The sequence below is a fragment of the Trichlorobacter thiogenes genome (assembly GCF_900167465.1).
Taxonomy (GTDB): Bacteria; Desulfobacterota; Desulfuromonadia; order Geobacterales; family Pseudopelobacteraceae; genus Trichlorobacter; species Trichlorobacter thiogenes.
This window is the reverse complement of record NZ_FUWR01000003.1, coordinates 100,088-117,908: the sequence shown is the minus strand read 5'-3', so window position 1 is coordinate 117,908 and position 17,821 is coordinate 100,088. Positions and strand designations below refer to the sequence as shown.

The 17,821-nt window shown below is 56.0% G+C and carries 18 protein-coding genes; 8 read left to right on the top strand and 10 right to left on the bottom strand.

The features are described from left to right. The first annotated feature begins 128 nt into the window (after nt 1-128). From ileS to B5D39_RS04770, 3 genes are all read left to right on the top strand, one after another. Nucleotides 129-2,903: an isoleucine--tRNA ligase gene (gene ileS / locus B5D39_RS04780; RefSeq protein WP_078789259.1), complete on the top strand. Its 2,775-nt coding sequence runs from the start codon at nt 129-131 to the stop codon at nt 2,901-2,903. A 1-nt stretch (nt 2,904) separates the two neighbouring features. After that, nucleotides 2,905-3,396, top strand: a complete 492-nt coding sequence (gene lspA, locus B5D39_RS04775) for a signal peptidase II (RefSeq protein ID WP_078789258.1) — start codon at nt 2,905-2,907, stop codon at nt 3,394-3,396. Nucleotides 3,397-3,489: 93 nt separating this feature from the next. After that, nucleotides 3,490-3,702 carry a hypothetical protein gene (locus B5D39_RS04770; protein ID WP_078789257.1) on the top strand — a complete coding sequence of 71 codons (213 nt, stop codon included), beginning with the start codon at nt 3,490-3,492 and terminating at the stop codon, nt 3,700-3,702. Nucleotides 3,703-3,773: 71 nt separating this feature from the next. On the opposite strand, the gene B5D39_RS04765 is transcribed toward B5D39_RS04770, so the two are convergent. Further along, nucleotides 3,774-4,184 carry a hypothetical protein gene (locus B5D39_RS04765; protein WP_078789256.1) on the bottom strand — a complete coding sequence of 137 codons (411 nt, stop codon included), beginning with the start codon at nt 4,182-4,184 and terminating at the stop codon, nt 3,774-3,776. Here B5D39_RS04765 and B5D39_RS04760 point away from each other — a divergent pair. Continuing rightward, nucleotides 4,183-5,142, top strand: coding sequence for an HhH-GPD family protein (locus B5D39_RS04760; RefSeq protein ID WP_244161354.1), 960 nt, complete (start codon nt 4,183-4,185; stop codon nt 5,140-5,142). The genes B5D39_RS04765 and B5D39_RS04760 overlap by 2 nt on opposite strands. Here the strand turns inward: B5D39_RS04760 and B5D39_RS04755 are convergent. Next, on the bottom strand, nt 5,126-6,298 hold the full coding sequence (locus B5D39_RS04755) for a vWA domain-containing protein (RefSeq protein ID WP_078789255.1): 1,173 nt from the start codon (nt 6,296-6,298) through the stop codon (nt 5,126-5,128). The two genes, B5D39_RS04760 and B5D39_RS04755, sit on opposite strands and share 17 nt — an antisense overlap. Nucleotides 6,299-6,430: 132 nt before the next feature. Between B5D39_RS04755 and B5D39_RS04750 the strand changes: the two genes are divergently transcribed. Further along, on the top strand, nt 6,431-6,946 hold the full coding sequence (locus B5D39_RS04750; protein WP_078789254.1) for a peptidylprolyl isomerase: 516 nt from the start codon (nt 6,431-6,433) through the stop codon (nt 6,944-6,946). A 91-nt stretch (nt 6,947-7,037) separates the two neighbouring features. Here the strand turns inward: B5D39_RS04750 and B5D39_RS04745 are convergent, their stop codons facing one another. The 8 genes from B5D39_RS04745 to prmA all read right to left on the bottom strand — a co-directional run bounded on the left by B5D39_RS04745 (nt 7,038) and on the right by prmA (nt 14,706). Continuing rightward, on the bottom strand, nt 7,038-8,036 hold the full coding sequence (locus B5D39_RS04745) for a CsgG/HfaB family protein (RefSeq protein WP_078789253.1): 999 nt from the start codon (nt 8,034-8,036) through the stop codon (nt 7,038-7,040). A 43-nt stretch (nt 8,037-8,079) separates the two neighbouring features. After that, complete coding sequence (locus B5D39_RS04740; protein ID WP_341865414.1) at nt 8,080-9,504, bottom strand: DUF512 domain-containing protein; 1,425 nt, start codon at nt 9,502-9,504, stop codon at nt 8,080-8,082. Continuing rightward, a complete protein-coding gene (hfq, locus tag B5D39_RS04735) occupies nt 9,473-9,703 on the bottom strand; it encodes an RNA chaperone Hfq (protein ID WP_078789251.1) in 231 nt (76 codons plus the stop codon). Before hfq ends, B5D39_RS04740 begins: the two co-directional genes overlap by 32 nt. A 14-nt stretch (nt 9,704-9,717) precedes the next feature. Continuing rightward, nucleotides 9,718-10,635: a tRNA (adenosine(37)-N6)-dimethylallyltransferase MiaA gene (gene miaA, locus B5D39_RS04730; RefSeq protein ID WP_078789250.1), complete on the bottom strand. Its 918-nt coding sequence runs from the start codon at nt 10,633-10,635 to the stop codon at nt 9,718-9,720. Further along, the gene (gene mutL, locus B5D39_RS04725) at nt 10,632-12,413 is read right to left on the bottom strand and encodes a DNA mismatch repair endonuclease MutL (protein ID WP_078789249.1); all 1,782 of its coding nucleotides are present in this window, start codon (nt 12,411-12,413) and stop codon (nt 10,632-10,634) included. Before mutL ends, miaA begins: the two co-directional genes overlap by 4 nt. An 82-nt stretch (nt 12,414-12,495) precedes the next feature. Beyond that, a complete protein-coding gene (locus B5D39_RS04720) occupies nt 12,496-13,017 on the bottom strand; it encodes a hypothetical protein (protein ID WP_078789248.1) in 522 nt (173 codons plus the stop codon). Nucleotides 13,018-13,042: 25 nt separating this feature from the next. Continuing rightward, a complete protein-coding gene (locus B5D39_RS04715; RefSeq protein WP_161947423.1) occupies nt 13,043-13,792 on the bottom strand; it encodes a 16S rRNA (uracil(1498)-N(3))-methyltransferase in 750 nt (249 codons plus the stop codon). Beyond that, nucleotides 13,789-14,706, bottom strand: a complete 918-nt coding sequence (prmA, locus tag B5D39_RS04710; RefSeq protein ID WP_078789246.1) for a 50S ribosomal protein L11 methyltransferase — start codon at nt 14,704-14,706, stop codon at nt 13,789-13,791. The genes B5D39_RS04715 and prmA overlap by 4 nt, the downstream gene beginning before the upstream one ends. 174 nt (nt 14,707-14,880) lie before the next feature. Between prmA and B5D39_RS04705 the strand changes: the two genes are divergently transcribed. From B5D39_RS04705 to B5D39_RS04695, 3 genes are read left to right on the top strand one after another with little or no spacing between them, the layout of a single operon-like run. Beyond that, the gene (locus tag B5D39_RS04705) at nt 14,881-15,690 is read left to right on the top strand and encodes a pyruvate, water dikinase regulatory protein (RefSeq protein WP_078789245.1); all 810 of its coding nucleotides are present in this window, start codon (nt 14,881-14,883) and stop codon (nt 15,688-15,690) included. Nucleotides 15,691-15,723: 33 nt separating this feature from the next. Then, the gene (locus B5D39_RS04700; protein WP_078789244.1) at nt 15,724-16,395 is read left to right on the top strand and encodes a response regulator; all 672 of its coding nucleotides are present in this window, start codon (nt 15,724-15,726) and stop codon (nt 16,393-16,395) included. A gap of 30 nt (nt 16,396-16,425) precedes the next feature. Continuing rightward, complete coding sequence (locus tag B5D39_RS04695) at nt 16,426-17,811, top strand: DegQ family serine endoprotease (RefSeq protein ID WP_078789243.1); 1,386 nt, start codon at nt 16,426-16,428, stop codon at nt 17,809-17,811. Nucleotides 17,812-17,821 lie beyond the last annotated feature (10 nt).

The following is a 17,821-nucleotide window of genomic DNA, read 5'->3' as shown; positions in this document are numbered from 1 at the left end:
GAACAAGCAGTTGAATGCAAGGGAGAAAACAGGGATTCTTCTGTTCAGATAGTCGCTATCCCCTTGACTTGGCGTTGAGATGTCGGTAGTTTAGACAAATTTAGCAGCTTACTGTGGAGAACGTGACAATGGACTACAAAGCAACCCTGAACCTGCCCCAAACCGACTTTCCGATGAAGGCCAACCTGTACCAGCGTGAGCCGGAGCTGCTTAAACGCTGGCAGGAACTGGATCTGTACGGAATGATTGAGGAGGCCGGCAAGGACAAGCCGGTCTATATGCTGCATGATGGCCCTCCCTATGCCAACGGCCACACCCATATCGGTCACGCCCTGAACAAGACCCTGAAGGATATTGTGCTGAAGGTCAAGCGGATGGAAGGGTTCCACGCCCCCTATGTGCCGGGCTGGGACTGTCACGGCCTGCCGATTGAGCTGCAGGTGGAGAAAAACCTGGGTTCCAAGAAACACCAGATGACCAAGGCTGAGATGCGCAAGGAATGCCGTGTCTATGCCAAGAAATTTATCGATATCCAGAAGGAAGAGTTCAAACGTCTGGGGGTGTTGGGTGATTGGGACAACCCGTACATGACCATGACCAATGAGTATGAAGGTCTGACCGCTGCCGAGCTGGCCAAGTTTGCCCACAACGGCGGGCTGTACCGGGGTAAGAAACCGGTACATTGGTGCTCTTCCTGTGTGACCGCCCTGGCCGAGGCAGAGGTTGAGTATGCGGATCACACCTCACCTTCCATCTTTGTCAAATTTGCCCTGCAGGATGATGTTTCTGCCGCTATACCGGCCCTGGCTGGCAAGCCGGTTTTTGTGGTGATCTGGACCACCACCCCCTGGACGATCCCCGCCAACCTGGCCATAGCCATGCACCCTGAATATGATTACTGCGCCGTTGAGGTTGATGGTCAACTGCTGATCGTGGCTGAAGGACTGAAGGATCAGTTCCTGGCAGCCAACAGCCTGTCCGGTGAGACTGTTGCCACCTTCAAAGCTACTCTGCTGGAGCGCAAACGTTGCAAGCATCCCTTCTATGACCGTGATTCCATCATTCTGCTGGGGGAGCATGTCACGTTAGAGGCAGGTACCGGTTGCGTTCATACCGCTCCCGGTCATGGCCAGGATGACTACGTGCTTGGCCTGAAGGAAGGGCTTGATATCTACAATCCGGTGGATAACCACGGTAAGTATATCGGTAACCTTGAGCTGTTTGGCGGAGAAAAGGTCTTTGAGGCCAACCCCAAGGTGATTGAGAAGCTGCAGGAAGTGGGAGCGTTGGTGGGTGTCAGCTCTATTTCCCACTCCTATCCCCATTGCTGGAGGTGTAAAAAGCCGATCATCTTCCGGGCCACCGAGCAGTGGTTTATCTCTATGGATGCCAACCAACTTCGCCAAAAGTCGTTGGAAGCGATTGACAAGGTACAGTGGATTCCCAAGTGGGGCCGCGACCGGATCTACGGCATGGTGGAAAACAGGCCTGACTGGTGTATCTCCCGCCAGCGTTCCTGGGGTGTGCCGATTACCGCTTTCTCCTGCACCGATTGCGGTGAGTTTCTGGCCGACGGTCCCACCATGGATCATGTGGCCGGGCTGTTCAAGCAGCACAGCTCTGATGTCTGGTTTGAGTGGGAGGCTGCACAGCTGCTGCCTGCGGAAACCAAATGCCCCAAGTGTGGCTCAACTGCCTTTGAAAAAGAGAATGATATCCTGGATGTCTGGTTTGATTCCGGCGTCTCCCACGCTGCAGTGCTGGAGCCCAACCCCAAACTCTCATCACCGGCTGACCTCTACCTTGAGGGGAGCGATCAGCATCGCGGCTGGTTCCACTCGTCGTTGTTGGAAAGCGTGGGCACCCGTGGCGTTGCCCCCTATAAGTCAGTGTTGACCCATGGTTTTGTGCTGGATGGGCAGGGGCGCAAGATGAGCAAGTCCATGGGTAACGTGGTTGCGCCAGAGGATGTGATCAAGAAGTTCGGGGGCGATGTCTTGCGGCTCTGGTGTTCAGCCCAGGACTACCGTGATGATAACCGGATCTCGGAAGAGATCCTGAATCGGGTGGCAGAGGCCTATCGCAGGATCCGTAATACCTGCCGCTTTATGCTGGGCAACCTGTATGATTTTGATCCGGCAACGAACAGCGTCGCCTTTAGCGATCTGATGCCGATCGACCGCCTGGCCCTGCACCACCTGGAACTGCTGAAAGAACGGGTGCTGGCTGCCTATACGGATTTTGAATTCCATGTAATCTATCAGGCGGTTAATGGTTTCTGCACGGTTGAGCTGAGCGCCCAGTATTTGGATATTCTCAAGGATCGTCTCTATACCAGCCGCAAAGATGCCCATGAACGTCGCAGCAGCCAGACCGCCATGTATCTGATTACCGATACCCTGACCCGTCTGCTGGCGCCGCTGATCTCCTTTACCGCCGATGAGATCTGGCAGTACCTGCCGGGTGAGCGTGAGGCCAGTGTACACCTGGCAGCCTTCCCACAGCTGGTGCCTGGCAACAAGGACGAAACATTGGCAGAACGCTGGGGGCGTCTGTTTGATGTCCGGGCCGATGTGCTCAAGGCGCTGGAACTGAAGCGGGTTGAGAAGGTAATTGGCCATCCACTGGATGCTGCAGTCAAGCTTTCTGCCCCACCGGAAACCATCGCCTTTATGAACGATTATCTGGAAAAGCTGCGGGCAATCTGTATTGTTACCAGCCTTGATCTGGTGGAGGAACTTTCATCAGAAGCCTACGACGGTACGGTCGTTGAAGGCCTGAAGGTGCTGATTGAAAAGGCGCCGGGTGAGAAGTGTGAACGTTGCTGGTGCTACAGTGAAGAGCTGGGCAGCAATGCTGAACATCCCACCATCTGCCAGAAATGTATTGCAGCGGTGATATAGCATGAACCGTTGGGGGATCTTTTCCATTATTACGATTGTCGGGCTTGTGGTTGATCAGGCCACCAAGCTGTATGTAGACCGGGTCATGGCTCTGCATCAGTCCATCCCGGTGATTGATGGGCTATTCAGCTTTACCTACCTGCGTAACCGGGGGGCGGCCTTTAGTTTCCTCTCTGATGCCTCCTGGAGGCTGCCATTTTTTATTGGTATTACGCTGATCGCTGCTGTGGTGATTGTGGTTGCGCTGAAGAAGATGCGTGACGATCAGAAGCTGGCCCAGGTCAGCCTGGCCATGATCTTTTCCGGGGCCATCGGTAATCTGATTGACCGGGTACGATTGGGTGAGGTAATCGATTTTCTGGATGTCTACTGGAAGAGCCACCACTGGCCAGCCTTTAACGTGGCTGATTCCCTGATCTGTGTCGGGGTTGCTCTGGTCGCTCTGGATATGCTTAAGGAAGAACGGCGGCAACAGGTTGCTGCTGATAACTAGCCGGATGGTTTGTCTGTTTTAAAAGCCTGATTGGAAACTGGCGTGATTGTGTGTTAGTATAAACACAGTTTGCATCAAAACAGGAGGAAGCCCATGCCGTTGTTTGTAGAAGCAATTATGGTTGTGGTAATTATGCTGGCATGCTTCTTCGGAGTCTTTCTGCTCCTGTTTCTGTTTGCCCTGGCACTGTTTCCGGTGGAAAAATCACTTTCCAAGATGGTCTGGGATATGACCGCCCCCAAGCGGAAGCCGATACCTCAGCCCCAGGGTGGTTTCAAAGGGTTCAGCGAAAAACATCGTTCATAACAGGCTCTGTAACCTGGACCATAGCGTTGGCAAGGGGCACCTGATTTTCAGGTGCCCCTTGCTTGTTCAGGTTAGTCCAGATCACCGGTGATCCGCTGCAGCTCATACAGTTTAACATTGACCCCGCTGACACAGGCGATGATCTCTTTGAGGACGGTTTCATCCACTCCGCATTCTTCCTCAATCCCCTGAAAGAAGGGGTAGCCTTTGGGCAGTGGGGTGAGCGCTCCGTCTCGCAGCAGCATCACATCCACCAGATCATTAACCCGGCCGGTTGCCTCCCAGGGGTCGCGGTAGTTGAACTGACGGGCAACAATATGCAGCCCCATGCCGTTGGGAAAGATCGCCTTGGCTTCAAAGGAAAATTCACGGGGGGCGCTGTAGCTTTCAGAACGGCCGGAACGGGCCATTACCTGCGCCCCGGCAGCCTCCAGCAGTTCACGGACAGAATCATCAGTCATTGGTTGTAAAGGTGTCTCCATGTCATCCTCTCAAACAGAACAGTTGCAAGCAGCCTACCTGAAAGCTGTGCCTGACTGCAAGCATGAGATGCAGCTCTGGCCGGTTGGCGAAGATACATCTGCAGAATCAGAACTTAAACGATCTGCCGGTGAACAAGGGGTGACAGATGGTCCTGTGAAGTTGTTACAGCAGCTTGTGTACAGCTATTATGCTGCATATCGTCGTGACCTGCCCTGGCGAGATGGCATTGATCACTATCGGGTACTGGTCTCTGAGGTCATGCTGCAGCAAACCCAGGTAGATCGGGTGATTCCCAAATTTACTGTCTTTATGCAACGCTTTCCTGATCCGCAAACTCTTGCTGAAGCCCCGGTCTCTGATCTACTGGCAGCCTGGCAGGGGTTGGGCTACAACCGTCGCGCCCTGAACCTGCAGCGGGCAGCACGGATGATGGTGGAACAATGGGGCGGCAGCATACCGGATGATCCTGTCCTGTTACAGCAATTGCCCGGCATCGGTCCCTACACCGCCGGGGCGATCGCCTCCTTTGCTTTCAACCGGCCCCAGGTCTTTCTTGAAACCAATATCCGGGCCGTACTGCTGCATTTTTTCTTTGCTGATCAGGAAGGGATTACCGATAAACAGCTGTTACCGGTTGCAGAGGCGGTGCTGGATCGTGAAAATCCCCGCATCTGGTACAACGCCCTGATGGATTACGGCAGTGACCTGAAGCGCCGCTTTCCCAATCCCAGCCGCAGGAGCCGTCATCACACTGTCCAGAGCAGGTTTGAAGGTTCTGATCGACAGATCCGTGGGGCGGTGCTGCGATTGTTGCTTGGTTCTAACGAGATGACTGCCCGTGCCATGCAAAAACAGCTGGATGTTGAGACAGAAAGGTTTGAGCGGATTCTGGGGGGAATGGTGCAGGATGGGTTTATTCAGAAGACGGGAGGAAAATTCATCATACCGTCAACCTGAGTTCCACCCCCCATGGTGCCGGTTTTTCTCCATCCTGTGTCAGCACCCACAGGGTAGGGAAGGTCATCTGCTCCGGTACCGGGCCGATGCCGTCGGTCAGGTAGATTACCGCGGCAGGCAGGGGATGCATGGTTTGGGCATACTCAAAGACCGGACGCAGGTCAGTAAAGCCACCGCCATCATACCGTTGGGCCACAAATGAGGCACCCCTGAATGTCTCGACCTGCTGAATCCGGCTGTTGGCGTACAGCACCGTGATGCTGCAGTCCCGCCCTCGGGCCAGATTGACCAGTTCTGCTGCAAATGCTTCCCGTAGTGCCACGATGTTAGTGGAATCGCTGACATCGATCCCCACCAGCAGGTTCAGTTTACGACGTTTGCGGACACCTGGGGTCTGGTGGGAAAAACGGCGATGTTCCCGCATCCAGGTGCTGCTATGGCCGGTTCTGCCAGCAGTTGCAATGAACTGGCGCAGGACCTGTCGCCAGGGGATCGGCGCCGGGTGCAGCAGGCTATCCACCACTGCCCGGATATCTGCCGGGGTTTCACCATCACTGCCCCGCAGGGCATCCTGCACCATACTGCGCAGCATCTCTTCGGCAAGGGTCAGCGGGGTGCTGTCGCTATCCTGCCAGGCCTGATGGTCATCAATGGTCTCTGCATCGTGCAGTTGCTGCCCAGCCCCAGCGCCATCAATCCCGCTGCTTGATTGTTCAGCCCTGCCTGCACCGCTGCCTTCCTGGTTGCCCAGGTCAAAGGGTGGTACGATCAGGTCGTAGTATTCTTCAGCAGACAGGCCTGTTTCCATCCTAAAATTTTGGGGGTACAGAGCCCCACCGGGCAGGCCGTCAATACCTGGGTTGATGGCCAGATCGCAGGCAACATCCCAGTCATGGGGAGTACGCTCACGGCGCCGCAGCGGATGCAGGTGGAGCAGATGTTTCAGCAGGTGCTCCAGCAACGCTTCCTGTTCCGGCGGGGTAAAACTGCTGAAGGAGGCGTCATTAACCGACAGGATCGGTATGCCGTCCCGGACGGTGATGGCAACGGACCGATCACCGCCTTGCAGGGGGACACGCCGCAGTTGCAGCAGCAGGTGTCCGTAGAACGGTTTCTGTTTCAGGAGGCGGATGATGCTGTTCTCAAGGCTGCGCATGGTGAGACAGGGTAGCGAAAGGTGACGGTCCTGTCAAAGAGTTCAAATTACCTTTTCTGGTGTGGAACGGTATGCTATACAAAATAACCTAAATTTCATACCTACCGCAGTGTCGGTGGCAGGAGGCGAGAGATGTCAGAAGAAACCAATCCCAAAGTGTTGCTTGAAACCAGTAAGGGAAACATTACCCTTGAGCTGAATAAGGAAAAGGCACCAATCACCGTTAAAAACTTTCTGGGCTATGTGAAGGACGGCTACTATGACGGTCTGATCTTCCACCGTGTGATTAAGGATTTTATGATCCAGGGTGGCGGTATGGATGCCGACATGCAGCAGAAAAAGACCAAGTTTGCCATTAAGAACGAGGCTCAGAACGGGCTTAAAAACGTTCGTGGCAGCGTGGCCATGGCCCGTACGGCACTGGTTGATTCCGCCACCTCACAGTTCTTCATCAATACCGTGGATAACGCTTTTCTGGACAACAAAGGCAAGCGTCAGGATGATTTTGGCTACTGCGTATTTGGCCAGGTGATTGAAGGGATGGACGTGGTGGATGAGATGCGTCAGGTCAAGACCGGCAACAAAAACGGTCATGGCGATGTACCGCTGGAGCCGATCACCATCATCTCCGCCAAACTGGTTGAGTAGTACTGGGTAGACAGAGGACGAAGAAAGGGCCGGTGAGAGATCACCGGCCCTTTTTGTTTGTTGTTATGAAGCACGGTTATGCTTAACGTGATCACCAGAAAAAGCTGCTGTTGTATTTTGTTTTAACCGCCAGGCCGGGCATGATCAGGCTGGAGTATTCCTCTGGTATGATGATAATACTCCGGTCTTCCTGCAGGTCGGTGTCGGCAATGGTGACATCGGCAATTTTCTGCGTGGTCAGCCGTTCGGTCTTGCGTACCCGGTCAACCTCTTTGATATAGCGGAGCAGTTCAACGTCATCGCCCCCCTTCACCCCGTCCCGTCTGCCGATGTTGACATAGGCGATGCGGGTCCCGTCTGGGCCGGTCATGGTCTTGTACAGATAGCCGTAACGGGGGAATGCCTCAATAAAAGGTCGCTTCGCCTTGCTTATCGCGTTGGCCACTGCCTGATTAATAACCGCTGTGGCATTGCGAACCCGGCATTCATGTCGTGCCTCTGCAGTGGTCGTCGTGCTGACACTGCCTTTGAACGGTTCAAATGCCTGGGCAATGGAACCTGTTGAGGCGTTTATGACCCGGATGTTGACGGTGGCAGCCCCCTTGATTGTGCAGGATGGTTTGGTGGTCGTGCATTTCCCTTTGTTGTCGCAGGTGGTCTGGCTGGGTGTAAATTCGGCTCGCGCCACCGGGTTGGTTATGGAACCCAGCACAACATAATCAATCCCCTGGACCATGCTGGTTATTTCTGAAAAATCAGCGGCCATATCCAGTGACCAGACAAATTTTTTCTCATCAAAAAGTTTCTGGGCCTGGCTCCGTTCAACCACCTCCATGCCACAGCCTTTTGATACAATCTGGGTCAGCCCTTCCTGGGCACCAGGGCTGAGGCGGCCGCTGTATTCAAACGGTTCTCCAAGGGGCAGGATTGCCACCTTGGGCTGCTTTTTCTCAATAACGTGTTGGGGCGGAAGTATCTCGGCCACCGCTTGATCCATGGCGGCCTCCCGGTACTTTGCCACCTCAACCGTGTGTGAACAGCCTGCCAGGAGGGTGGCCAGACAGAGCAGACAGATGATAGTTTTTATCATGCCAGGGCATCCTTTTCTTTGTTTGGTGCGTGAACGGTAAAAATCAGTGGTGCGTGCCGGTAACCTGCATCAGCTTAAGCTTTCTGGTGGTCAGGCTCTTCAGGGTCTTGTACAGGCCCGCAGGGGTCGGCTCAAAGGGAAGGACCGCTACCCCGAGCTCGCGGCTGAGGTCTGCTGGTGTCAGGTTGTCAAGAAAACAACCTTCCCCCTCTTTCAGCATAACCTCCGGGATGAGCAGGATCTGACCCAACGGTTTGCCCTGCAGTTCGCGTATAATGTCTTTACCGCTAACCAGGCCGGTGACGGTGACGCTGGTGCCAAACAGCTGGTTGGGAATAGCTGCTGCCGTCAGGGAACAGCCTGTTCTTTTACCCAGGTCTGCTAAAAAGCTGGTGACAAAACCAACGGATGATTGACCGGTAACCACGGTTGCCGTAAGTGGTGGCAGCGGTTTCGCCCGCTTCAGCACCGCGGCTGCATCCTTTAAAAACCAGGCCACCATGCCAACCCCGTTTTCCCATTGGGGCAGGTCCCCGTATTCTTTGAGTGCCGGGAAGGGATAATCGGCCTTCAGGAAGAACTCATCCGCCAGTTGCAGAAAGGCCTCACCCAGCTGTTTGTTAACGGCCCGCATGCGGGGCAGCCAACGGTCCAGAAACGCGGCTGCGTAGCCACGATCAACCGGAGCCAATTCAGGCAGCCGTTGCCGATGCTCGGTCAGGCCCACCGGCACCACTGCCAGGGAACGCACCGACGGATAGAGGTTTGCCAGCTCAGTGACGGTCTGCTCCAGAATCGCCCCGTCATTGATACCGGGGCAGAGTACCACCTGGGTGTGCAGTTCTATCCGCGCCTTGGCCAGCTCTTTCAGCTGCTCAAGAATCGGGGGGATGTTGGTTCTGCCCAGCAGTTTCTCTCGTACCGCCGGATCAACAGCATGGACTGAGATATAGAGCGGCGAGAGGCGTTGTTTGATGATCCGGCGCAGCTCAGCCGGTTTCAGGTTGCTGAGGGTGACATAGGTGCCCTGCAGGAACGAGAGCCGGTAGTCCTCGTCCTTGACGTAGAGGGGGCGTCGTAACCCTTTGGGCAGCTGATGCACAAAGCAGAAGATGCAGTTGTTGCCGCAGCGCTTCGGTTCCGGTGGGGCAAAGGCCAGGCCGGGCGGTTCACCAGGTTCAGGCTCCAGCAGCACGGTCTGAATAGTGCCATCTTCTGCTGCCACGGTAAGCTCGGCCTCATCGTCACTGGCCAGCCAGCTGTAATCGATCAGATCACGCAGGCGGGTGCCGTCAATCTCCAGCAGGTGCTGGCCCGGTTGCAGTCCGGCACGGTCTGCCGGAGAACCGGGCTCCACTGTTTCTATCAAAAGTCCTTGCATTGAACGGTTTCTTTGCTGGTATGCAGATGGCCGGGAAAACCGGCCATCATGGGGGTTAAGGGTGATGGTGCAGGCGGAAGGTGCCATCTACCGAGGTAATGGTGGCTATGGCATGTTTATAGATCAGGATATCGCCACCGGCATCCAGTAGCAGCGAAAAATTGTCGAATGACTTGATGTGGCCTTCCAGCGACTCACCGGACATCATTCTGACAGCCACTTTTACCCGCTCTTTACGGGATTGGTTCAGATACTGGTCCTGGATGTTAAAGGGGGCTTTGGACATGGTATTTCTCTCCTTTAGGCGAAGAACGTGGCTGCAGCAGAATGGATAGTAGCAGAGTTTTCCGGATATGCAACCCACTGCATCTCCGGCTCTGCCCTGAACCAGGTTAATTGGCGTTTGGCAAAGTGGCGGGTGTTGCGCTTGATCAGCCGTGTCATCTCGGTTTGATCATGCTCGCCCTGCAGATGCGCCACCACCTCTTTGTAGCCGATGGCCTGCAGCGGTTTACAGTCTGACGGTACTCCTGATTGCAGTAAACCCTGTACTTCAGCCACCAGGCCGGCCGTAAGCATGGCATCAACCCGGTCATCAATCCGCTGGTACAGCTCTGGCCGTGGCAGATCAAGACAGAACTGCAGGCTGTTGTAGGGACTGTCGGAAAAACCGTGCTCTGCCTGGAACTGTGACAGCGTGATGCCGGTGGTCTGAAAGACCTCCAGGGCACGGATGATCCGGTTACGGTTGTTCGGGTGCAGCCGCTGTGCCGTGTCTGGATCTACCGTGGCCAGCTCCGCCAGCAGTGCCTCTCCCCCTTCACGTTCCATCCGCGTCTGGAGCAGTTCGCGCAGCACTGGGTCTTCCCCAGGGGCCTTGTTTAATCCCCGCAGCAGCGACCGCAGATACAGGCCGGTGCCGCCAGCCAGTATCGGGCGCTTGCCACGCCCGGTAATCTCCTGTATTGCGCTAGCGGCAGCACCTCTGAAATCAGACGCGGTGAACGGATCAGTCGGTTCGCAGATATCCAGCAGATGGTGGGGGACTCGTTGACGCTGTTCCGGCGTTGGCTTGGCGCTGCCGATCTCGAAACCGCGATAGACGGTCAGGGAATCAACACAGATGATCTCTCCGTTCAGTGTCTCAGCCAGATCAAGGGCCAGGGCAGATTTACCGGATGCGGTAGGCCCTGCGATGACGAGCAGGCGGGGTTTCATGTCCGGTTGAAAAATTTTTCCAGCTCCCGCAGCGGGATCTCATGGGAGACCGGTCGTCCGTGGGGGCAGTGGGCTGAGAAGTCGGTCGCATCCATCGCCTTCAGCAGCTCTTCCATCTGACGGCGGTCCAGGGGATGTGTGCCGCGCACCACACTGTGGCAGGCAACCCTGGCCAACAGATCATCCCTGATCAGGCCAAAGCTTGAGCTGCTGCCCTGTTCGGCCAGTTCAGCCAGCAGGTCCCGTAGCAGGCGGCAATGATCCTGTTCTGCCACAATCCGGGGCACCGCATTAATCCGCCAGGTCTGGCCGCCAAACTCCTCCAGTTCAAACCCCAGCGGTTCCAGGATGTTCAGGTAGCGACGGACGGTGTCTGCTTCGCTAAAGGAAAGCTCCAGGGTATCCGGCAGCAGCAGGCGTTGGGATTCAATGCCACCCGTTGCAAATCCGGCCTTCAACTGCTCAAAACGGACCCGTTCATAGGCGGCATGCTGGTCAATAATCACCAGCCGGTCATCGGCCTGACAGAGGATGTAGGCTGCCCGGAACTGGCCAATGATGCTCAGGCTGGAAAAATAGCCGCAGGCTGTTGTTGTTGCTGCTGCTGGCTGTTCCGGCGGCGGCTGGTATGCAGTAGCCGGTTCGTAGACCCGTGGCGCTGCTGAAGGCGGTGCTGCCATAAAACGATCCAGAGCCTGCTGGACACCGGTTTGATAAGGGGTGTTCGGCTTTGGTTGAACTGTGGCAGGCTGTTGCTGAGGGGCTGTAGAAGCTGGTTCACGGCGTTGCAGCCAGGGTGATTCGCGCAGCACCTCTTCCAGCACCCCGGCAATGGTGTCGTGGACCTGACTTTGACGCCGGAAACGGACCTCATGCTTGGTGGGATGGACGTTGACATCCACCTCGTCCGGGGCCAGTTCGATAAACAGTGCCACCAGCGGGTAACGCCCTTTTTCAAGGATTGGTCGAAAGGCCTGCATGATGGCATGCTGGATGACCTTGTCCCTGACAAACCTGCCGTTGATGTAGGTAAACATGGCTGCCGTGGTTGAACGGGCTGCCGAGGGGGCAGCCAGAAAGCCGCTGATCCGCGCTGCTGCGGTCTCGCCAGCCACCGGGAACAGGAGCGCATCCCGGGCCACCAGCTTTTGCAGGCGTTGTTGCAGGCTGGAAGGGCTGACCCGCAATGCCTCCCGTCCGTCATTAAGGTAGCTGAAGGAGACATCAGGGCGGGAGATTGCCATGCGGACCATCAGGTCGCCCACATGGGCTGCCTCGGTCTCGGCACTGCGCAGGAACTTGAGCCGGGCAGGGGTGTTGAAGAAGAGTTGTTCAACGGTCAGATCGGTCCCCACCGCCATACCGCAGGCAGTGACGGAGCGGACAATGCCCCCTTCAAGGGCGATTTCGGTCCCCTCGATACTGTCGCTGGTGCGGCTCTTTAGACGTAGACGGGAAACTGAGGCGATGGAAGGTAGTGCCTCACCCCGGAAGCCCAGGGTGGCAATCGCCTCAAGGTCACGGTCAGAGGTGATCTTGCTGGTGGCGTGACGCTCCAGGGCCAGCAGGGCATCCTCGCGGGACATGCCGTGGCCGTTGTCAATGAGCCGGATCATACGGCGGCCACCGGCGTTGATCTCCAGTCGGATATCAGTGGCCCCGGCATCCAGAGCGTTCTCCAGCAGCTCTTTCACCACAGAGGCAGGTCGCTCAACCACCTCACCGGCGGCTATTTTGTTGGCAAGGGATTCTGAAAGGATTCGTACGCGCGGTGCCACAGGAATGCCACTCCATCACAACAGCAAAAAAGAGCGGGGAAGCCCCCGCTCGGAAAAGTAACGATGATGTCGGCAGCTACTACTATTTTTTATCTGAATCGCCCAGATCACCAAAGAGGCTGTTGAAATCGTCATCTGCAGTCTTTTTCCCACCTTCAGCTGCAGTGCTGCCCGCTTCGCCGGGGGTAGGGGTGTCATCCCATGAAAAGCTGTTCAACTCAAAACCTTGCGGGGGCGCTTGTGGTGGTGCAGCTGCTGGCTGGGGTGAACTGGTCATCAGGGAGGCAAAAGGATCCGGTGCGCTTGCTGCTGGTGCTGCCGGAGTGTCGTCAAAGGAAAACGGCGATGAGCTTACAGCCTGGGCTGCTGCGGGCTGTTGTTCTGTGGGCAGATCAAAGCTGAACATGTCATTGCTGGTATCAGGGGAGGCGTCCTGTTTGGATGCTTCAATCCCCAGTCCGGCAGCCATTTCCGCCCGCAGCGAAGGGGGGAGAATCATGGGGGCTATACCATGGCTCTGTTTGAACTCCGTCAGGTCTGCAGAACATTTGCGGCAGGAATCATAACTTTCAAAGCTGGTGTAACCGCATTTCGGACATCTCATCTGGTGTACCCTCCTTGGAGCAGCTCTAAATATCTCCCCACTTATACTGCACAATGGCGGTCATGGCAAGGGCAGCTGTTTCAGTGCGCAGAATCCGCTCACCCAGGGTAACCGGTGTAAAGCCCCAGAACGAAAAGGCCTCAGCCTCCCCCGGTTCAAAGCCGCCTTCCGGGCCGATGGCGATGGCGATCCGTGCCGGGCGGGGCATCCCTTCCAGAACCTCACGCAGTGGTGTTGGTACACCACGCTCCCAGAGCAGCAGCTTCAGTTCTGCATTGGCAGCCCCGGCAGCGGCAGCGGCAGCTGAGGGATGCCAAGCAACCGTTGGCTGATCAAACCGCTCTGATTGCCGTGCTGCCTCAGCCACAATCCGATTCCAGCGCTCCTGTCGTGCCTGTAGTTTATCACCGGCCAGCTTGGGTACGGAGCGATCCGCCCTGAAGATGGAAAATTCACTGATCCCCAGCTCGGTCCCCTTCTGCAGTACCAGTTCTATCTTTTCCCCCTTGGGGAGCCCTTGAATCACCGTGATGGCCGGGGCATCGGGGAATTGAGATGCCTCAAGGGTCTCGGTCAACCGCACCGCCGTCCATTCCTGGGTAACCTGATCGATGGTCCCCAGATGGCGTCTGCCCTGTTCGTCAATCAGCATCACCTCATCGCCGGACCTGAGGCGTAGCACCCGTGCCATGTGGTGATGTTGCGGGCCATCATAGGAGGCGTAGCCATCGCGGATGCTGCGGGAGCTGACGATAAACCGGCGGCGTCCACTCATGGCAGCCTCCGGTAATGCAGGCAGCGCCATTCTCCTGCTGCCAGCGAGGCCTCAAAATGAAGCGGGAATGGATCAAAGCCGTTGCGGACCAGTTCTTCCCGTTCTGCCAGAATGCCGGAGAGGATCAGGCTGCCGCCTGGCGCCATCCGGCTGACAATGCCGGGAGCCATTCTGACCAGCTCCTCTGCCAGGATATTGGCCAGGATAATTTGGTAGCCGTCTCCCAGCTGTTCAAGGGGGGTGGTGCTGCAGCTGATCTGTTCTGCCACCTTGTTCAGGGTGCAGTTTTCCTCTGCAACGATGACCGCCTGGGGATCAATATCAACGGCATCAATCTGCAGCGCTCCCAGTTTGGCAGCTGCAATGGCCAGGATGCCGGAACCGGTTCCCAGATCAAGGATCTTCATCGTCGTGATGTCGGCGGGGGCAGGCACCAGCAGGCTTTCCAGACATTCCAGGCAGAGCCGGGTGGTTTCATGGCCACCGGTGCCAAAGGCCATGCCGGGGTCAAGTACGATAACGGCCCGTCCTTCGTCCTGACCGTCTGTTTCCCACGAAGGGGTAATCAGCAGCCGATGGCCGATGGCCAGCGGTTTAAAGTGTGCCTTCCAGGAGGTGGCCCAGTCTTCTTCACCCAGCAGGGAAACCTGGGGTGGTATCACTGGTGTATAACCGGGCAGCGTGGCAAGAAAGCCGGTGATCTGTGCCAGCTGCTGTTCAATCTGGCAGGGCAGGGTAAAGTAGCAGGTGATACTGGCGGTTGCCAGTTCAGGAATATCGTCCGGTGAAAAACTGTCAACATCCCGGTTCTCAGTGCAGACACCACAGCCGGACAGTTCAGACAGAAAGTCAGCCACCGTTTCCGAAAGGGGGGCTGGAACGTCGCAGGTGACTTGGTACCATGATGCAGCCATGAATGGATTTCCTTAGAGGCGATTGATTGGCGGAACAGCCCGTTAAAGTGGCCAGAACGTAGCAGAACAGAGGGATGCAGGCAACAAAAAACCTTGACAAATCAGTGGGGGGTCACTAGCTTTCATTAGAAATTAGCCATTAAGTAATAATCGGTTGTAACAGGGGTCCTGACCATGAAAAAAATCTATGTGTTGTCCGACTCCACCGGTGAAACAGCTGAACGGGTCGTTCGTGCCGCCCTGTCCCAGTTTGGTGGCAGTGATGTACGGATTGTCCGTCTGGCAAAGGTCTGTAATCAGCAGGAGGTGCAGCAGGCGGTGGCTACGGTAACCGCTGATGAAGGTCTGCTGGTCTACACCCTGGTGGACTCATCCCTGGCAGTTGCAGTGCATACCATTGCCGAAGAGCATGGCCTGATGGCCTTTGACCTGCTCTCCCCCCTGTTGCACAGCCTCTCCATTTTTCTGGGCACCGTGGCCCAGTCCACCCCCGGCCTGCTCCACCAGATTGATACCGATTATTTCCGCCGGATGGAGGCGGTCAACTTTACGGTCAAGCATGATGATGGTCAGGAAAACCGTGGTCTGGTCAAGGCTGATCTGGTGCTGGTGGGGGTTTCCCGTTCATCCAAGACGCCGCTTTCCATGTACCTGGCCAACAAGGGCTACAAGGTGGCCAACGTGCCGCTGGTAAAGGGGATTGATCCGCCAGAAGAGCTGGAGGCGATTGATCCGGCCAAGGTGGTCGGGCTGTTGATCAGCCCCAAACGGTTGGTGGAGATCCGTACCTCCCGCCTGGTAAACATGGGCCAGAGCATGAAAAACAGCTATGCGGACTATGAAAAGGTGGAAGATGAAATCGCCTTTTGCCGTCAGTACTATCGCAGACATCCGGGCTGGCTGATTATCGATGTGACCTGCAAGTCAGTTGAGGAGTCTGCCTCAGAGATTCTGCGGCGTCTGGTGGGGCAGTTTTCGGAATAAACATCCATTGAGGTTTTCTGGGAAGGGGGAGCTATGCGGGTTCTGGTGGTTGAAGATGAAAAGAAGGTGGCAGCCTTCATTAAGCGCGGCCTTGAAGAAGAAGGGTATCAGGTTGATGCTGTGCATGATGGTGAAGAGGCGGTTCAGCAGGCCCAGGCAGAATCCTATGACCTGTTGATTCTGGATGTCATGCTGCCCAGCAAGGATGGTTTCAGTGTGGTGCGTGAACTGCGGCAGTCCGGCATGCTGGCGCCGGTGCTGATGCTGACCGCCCGGGATACCACCGATGATATCGTGGCTGGCCTGGATGCCGGTTCTGATGACTACCTGACCAAGCCGTTTGCCTTTGCCGAACTGTCGGCACGGGTACGGGCGCTTGGTCGGCGCGGTGGTCGTGATCGTGGGGCAGAGCTGAACGTGGCGGATCTGCGGATAGATCCGATTAGCCGTAAGGTCTGGCGTGGCGACAAAGAGATTGAACTGACCATCAAGGAGTACGGCCTGCTGGAGTTTCTGGTGCGTAATACCGGTTCAGTGGTGACCCGTAACATGATTGCAGAAAAAGTCTGGGACCATTCTTTTGAATCCTTTACAAATATTATCGATGTATACGTCAATTATGTGCGAAAAAAGGTGGATAAAGGCTTTGACCGGAAACTGATTCATACGGTTCGCGGTCAGGGCTATACCCTCAAGGCAGAGTAGCTGTCTTGCACCAATGATGGAGGTTACAGAATGAAAGTAAGACATCTGGTAATGATCTGTATGCTGGCGGTTGCAAGCCTGTTTGTCCTGACCACCGGCCAGGCTGAGGCAAAACCGGTCAGCCCTGATTTTGTTGAGCTGTCCAAACGTCTGAAGCCTACGGTGGTTAACATCCGTACAACCAAGACAATCAAGGCGCGGGCCGGTGTTAATCCCTATGCTGGCAATGATCCTTTTGCTGATCTGTTCGGGCAGTTCTTTGGCCAGCAGGCACCGCAACAACCCCGTAAACAACAGGGGATGGGAACCGGCTTTATCATTAGCGCCGATGGTTTTATCCTGACCAACAACCATGTGGTCAATGGTGCTGATGAAATCATGGTCAAGCTGTCCGATGGCCGTGAGATCAAGGCAGAACTGAAAGGCCTGGATGACAAACTTGATGTGGCCCTGCTCAAGATCAGTGACAAGGCGGCCCTGCCGTTTGCAGAACTGGGGAACAGTGATGCCCTGGAGGTGGGTGAGTGGGTTATGGCCATCGGCAACCCGTTCGGTCTGGCCCATACCGTAACTGCCGGTATTGTCAGTGCCAAGGGGCGGGTGATCGGCAGCGGCCCCTATGATGACTATATCCAGACCGATGCCTCCATCAACCCCGGCAACTCCGGTGGCCCGCTCTTCAGCAGTGAAGGCCGGGTGATCGGCATCAACACCGCCATTATTGCCAATGGTCAGGGGATCGGCTTTGCCATTCCAATCAACATGGCCAAGACCGTTGCAGATCAGCTCAAGGCCACCGGCAAGGTGGTGCGGGGCTATCTGGGGGTTAATTTTGATAAGTTGAATCCCAAACTTGCCAAGTCACTGGGACTACCTTCTGCCAAGGGGGCGATTGTTACCAATATCCTTAAGGACTCCCCTGCAGAAAAAGGCGGTCTCAAGGTTGAAGACGTGATCGTGCAGTTTGATGGCAAGGCGATTGACGCTGAAACCGATCTGCCCAAGATTATCGCCTCTATACCGGTGGGCAAGTCGGTTAAGGTCGTGGTTTATCGTAAAACCAAACGGCTTGAACTGACCGTGGTGGTTGGTCAGCAGGCCGGGCGTGGCCCGCTTGGCGAACCGGCCACCGCCAGCATCGGTATCAGTGCCCGTGAACTGACCCCAGAGCTGGCCCGTCAGCTTGGCCTGAAGGATGCCAAGGGGGTTGTGGTGTCTGAAATAAAGCCCGGTTCTTCTGCTGAAGAGGCCGGTATGGTGCGGGGTGACCTGATTATTGAGTTTAACGGTCAGCCGGTTGAAAATCTGGAAGGCTTTGCCGCACTGGCAACAAAGGTTGCCAAAGGTGAGGTGGTGCGTCTGTTGCTGCGCCGCCCTGATGGCAGCTTTGGGTATGTTGCCGTAACAGCTGAGTAACTGAGAACGA

What these genes read in the sequence shown, in the direction of transcription:
- ileS (WP_078789259.1), top strand. Translation starts at nt 129, where the DNA reads ATGGACTACAAAGCAACCCTGAACCTGCCCCAAACCGACTTTCCGATG.
- lspA (WP_078789258.1), top strand. Translation starts at nt 2,905, where the DNA reads ATGAACCGTTGGGGGATCTTTTCCATTATTACGATTGTCGGGCTTGTG.
- B5D39_RS04770 (WP_078789257.1), top strand. Translation starts at nt 3,490, where the DNA reads ATGCCGTTGTTTGTAGAAGCAATTATGGTTGTGGTAATTATGCTGGCA.
- B5D39_RS04760 (WP_244161354.1), top strand. Translation starts at nt 4,183, where the DNA reads ATGTCATCCTCTCAAACAGAACAGTTGCAAGCAGCCTACCTGAAAGCT.
- B5D39_RS04765 (WP_078789256.1), bottom strand. Translation starts at nt 4,184, where the DNA reads ATGGAGACACCTTTACAACCAATGACTGATGATTCTGTCCGTGAACTG.
- B5D39_RS04755 (WP_078789255.1), bottom strand. Translation starts at nt 6,298, where the DNA reads ATGCGCAGCCTTGAGAACAGCATCATCCGCCTCCTGAAACAGAAACCG.
- B5D39_RS04750 (WP_078789254.1), top strand. Translation starts at nt 6,431, where the DNA reads ATGTCAGAAGAAACCAATCCCAAAGTGTTGCTTGAAACCAGTAAGGGA.
- B5D39_RS04745 (WP_078789253.1), bottom strand. Translation starts at nt 8,036, where the DNA reads ATGATAAAAACTATCATCTGTCTGCTCTGTCTGGCCACCCTCCTGGCA.
- B5D39_RS04740 (WP_341865414.1), bottom strand. Translation starts at nt 9,504, where the DNA reads ATGGCACCTTCCGCCTGCACCATCACCCTTAACCCCCATGATGGCCGG.
- hfq (WP_078789251.1), bottom strand. Translation starts at nt 9,703, where the DNA reads ATGTCCAAAGCCCCCTTTAACATCCAGGACCAGTATCTGAACCAATCC.
- miaA (WP_078789250.1), bottom strand. Translation starts at nt 10,635, where the DNA reads ATGAAACCCCGCCTGCTCGTCATCGCAGGGCCTACCGCATCCGGTAAA.
- B5D39_RS04720 (WP_078789248.1), bottom strand. Translation starts at nt 13,017, where the DNA reads ATGAGATGTCCGAAATGCGGTTACACCAGCTTTGAAAGTTATGATTCC.
- B5D39_RS04715 (WP_161947423.1), bottom strand. Translation starts at nt 13,792, where the DNA reads ATGAGTGGACGCCGCCGGTTTATCGTCAGCTCCCGCAGCATCCGCGAT.
- prmA (WP_078789246.1), bottom strand. Translation starts at nt 14,706, where the DNA reads ATGGCTGCATCATGGTACCAAGTCACCTGCGACGTTCCAGCCCCCCTT.
- B5D39_RS04705 (WP_078789245.1), top strand. Translation starts at nt 14,881, where the DNA reads ATGAAAAAAATCTATGTGTTGTCCGACTCCACCGGTGAAACAGCTGAA.
- B5D39_RS04700 (WP_078789244.1), top strand. Translation starts at nt 15,724, where the DNA reads ATGCGGGTTCTGGTGGTTGAAGATGAAAAGAAGGTGGCAGCCTTCATT.
- B5D39_RS04695 (WP_078789243.1), top strand. Translation starts at nt 16,426, where the DNA reads ATGAAAGTAAGACATCTGGTAATGATCTGTATGCTGGCGGTTGCAAGC.